Consider the following 2,500-nt stretch of genomic DNA (forward strand, 5'->3'; position numbering starts at 1 on the left):
AGAGAGATATGGGCTTTTACTAGGTTTGGCGGTGACCTACTCTCCCGGGGCTTAAGCCCAAGTACCATTGGCGCGGCAGTGCTTAACTTCCGGGTTCGGTATGGGACCGGGTGTTTCACTTGCGCTATGACCACCAAACCGAGGAAAAGCCCACGTCGCTGTTTTTGCGGAGCAAAAAAGCGACGAGCAGGAGGCAGCGTATTCGCGAAGCGGATGCGCGGTCCTGCCCGGTTGTGTTTTCAATCAACACCGTCGCTGTTTGCGTAGCAAAAGCGACGTAATTGTCCAACTCAAGGTCGGTGTATGCTTCTGGTTTGATTTGTCTTTCTGTTACTGGATCAAATCAAGCCTATCGGGCGATTAGTACCGGTCAACTGAACGCATTACTGCGCTTACATCTCCGGCCTATTGACGTGGTGGTCTTCCACGGCCCTCAGGGAGACCTTGTTTTGAGGGGGGCTTCCCGCTTAGATGCCTTCAGCGGTTATCCTGTCCGATCATAGCTACCCAGCACTGCCGTTGGCACGACAACTGGTCCACCAGTGGATCGTTCACCCCGGTCCTCTCGTACTAGGGGCAACTCCTCTCAAGTCTCCTACACCCACGGCAGATAGGGACCGAACTGTCTCACGACGTTCTAAACCCAGCTCACGTACCTCTTTAAACGGCGAACAGCCGTACCCTTGGGACCTGCTCCAGCCCCAGGATGAGATGAGCCGACATCGAGGTGCCAAACACTGCCGTCGATATGGACTCTTGGGCAGTATCAGCCTGTTATCCCCGGCGTACCTTTTATCCGTTGAGCGATGGCCCTTCCACTCGGGACCACCGGATCACTATGGCCGTCTTTCGACTCTGCTCGACTTGTCAGTCTTGCAGTCAGGCTGGCTTCTGCCATTGCACTCAACGAGCGATTTCCGACCGCTCTGAGCCAACCTTCGCGCGCCTCCGTTACGCTTTAGGAGGCGACCGCCCCAGTCAAACTACCCGCCACGCAGGGTCCCGGATCCGGATAACGGACCGCGGTTAGACATCAAGAGTGCGAAGGGTGGTATCTCAAGGGAGGCTCCACAGGGACTTGCGTTCCTGCTTCAAAGCCTACCACCTATCCTGCACATCACAATCCTGATGCCAGTGCGAAGCTGTAGTAAAGGTGCACGGGGTCTTTCCGTCTAACCGCGGGAAGCCTGCATCTTGACAGGCAATTCAATTTCGCTGAGTCGATGTTGGAGACAGCGGGGAAGTCGTTACGCCATTCGTGCAGGTCGGAACTTACCCGACAAGGAATTTCGCTACCTTAGGACCGTTATAGTTACGGCCGCCGTTTACCTGGGCTTCAATTCAAGGCTCTCACCTCTCCTTTTAACCTTCAGGCACCGGGCAGGCGTCAGACCCTATACGTCGTCTTGCGACTTCGCAGAGCCCTGTGTTTTTAATAAACAGTCGCCACCCCCTGGTTTGTGCCCCCAGCCCCTAGTTGCCTAGGAACCGGGCCTCCTTCTCGCGAACTTACGGAGGTATTTTGCCGAGTTCCTTCAACATCGTTCTCTCAAGCGCCTTGGTATGCTCTACCAGTCCACCTGTGTCGGTTTAGGGTACGGTCTGATGGAGGGCTATTTCCAGGAACCACTCAGCAGCCCAATCAATCCGATAAGATTGAACTACACCTGTGATCCGTCACATCCTCCTGGCCTAGGAATATTAACCTAGTTCCCATCGCCTACGCCTTTCGGCCTCGGCTTAGGGGCCGGCTTACCCTGCTCAGATTAGCTTTAAGCAGGAACCCTTGGACTTTCGGCGAGAGTGTCTCTCACACTCTTTGTCGCTACTCATGTCATCATTCTCACTAGTGATCTCTCCACCGGATGGCTCACGCCCCAGCTTCATCGAAAACACTCTATCCTGCGCTACCGCCTATTCGGCTACTTGAGCGCGATTGCTCGCGCCAAATGACCGGCGATAATACAGGATGAGTGCTATGTCACACTACGCTCTGCTACCGATGCTTACGCATCCCTAGACTTCGGCTCATGGCTTGAGCCCCGTTACATCTTCGCCGCAGGACAACTTATTTAGACCAGTGAGCTGTTACGCTATCTTTAAAGGATGGCTGCTTCTAAGCCAACCTCCTGGTTGTTTTGGTCGTCCCACCTGCTTTCCCACTTAGCCATGAATTGGGGGCCTTAGTCGTAGGTCAGGGTTGTTTCCCTCTCCACTACGGACGTTAGCATCCGCAGTGTGTCTGCCATCTAGTACTCCCGGGTATTCGGAGTTTGGTTAGGATCAGTAAGCCTGTGGGGCCCCATTACCCATCCAGTGCTCTACCCCCCGGGGTATTCGGATGACGCTCTACCTAAATAGATTTCGCAGAGAACCAGCTATCTCCGAGTTTGATTGGCCTTTCACCCCTAGGCACAGCTCATCCCGATCCTTTTCAACGGATGTGGGTTCGGTCCTCCAGTAAGTGTTACCTTACCTTCAACCTGGCCATGCCTAGATC

At 54.4% G+C, this 2,500-nt stretch carries 2 rRNA genes (1 of these 2 cut by a window edge); both read right to left on the reverse strand.

From position 1 onward, the window contains the following. Positions 1 to 23: 23 nt before the first annotated feature. Positions 24 to 138 (reverse strand): 5S ribosomal RNA (gene rrf / locus ACR0E6_RS20615). A 201-nt stretch (positions 139 to 339) separates the two neighbouring features. Further along, positions 340 to 2,500: ribosomal RNA gene (locus ACR0E6_RS20620) — 23S ribosomal RNA — on the reverse strand (it continues 705 nt past the right edge of the window).

The organism is Ruegeria sp. AP12 (assembly GCF_056540025.1).